The sequence below is a fragment of the Psychrobacter sp. 16-MNA-CIBAN-0192 genome (assembly GCF_040309565.1).
Classification (GTDB): Bacteria; Pseudomonadota; Gammaproteobacteria; order Pseudomonadales; family Moraxellaceae; genus Psychrobacter.
This window is the reverse complement of the sequence record NZ_JBEOOX010000490.1, coordinates 1-254: the sequence shown is the minus strand read 5'-3', so window position 1 is coordinate 254 and position 254 is coordinate 1. Positions and strand designations below refer to the sequence as shown.

Annotated in this window: 1 protein-coding gene; it reads left to right on the top strand. The window is 47.2% G+C overall.

The features are described from left to right. On the top strand, window positions 1-254 hold a 254-nt coding region (locus tag AAEY78_RS14080; RefSeq protein WP_352340014.1), incomplete at both ends, for a trypsin-like peptidase domain-containing protein.

Below are 254 nucleotides of genomic sequence, written 5' to 3'. Positions count from 1 at the left end.
GGCCAAACCATTACCCAAGGTATTATTAGTGCAACCGGCCGCAACGGCTTAAGTTCTGGTTACTTAGACTTCTTACAAACAGATGCGGCCATTAATGCCGGTAACTCTGGCGGAGCATTAGTCGATACCGGTGGTGAGCTCATTGGTATCAACACCGCGGCATTCCAAGTGGGTGGCGATAATGGTGGTAACGGCATTAGCTTTGCGATCCCGATAAAGTTAGCCCACAGTATTATGGACAAATTAATTAAGGA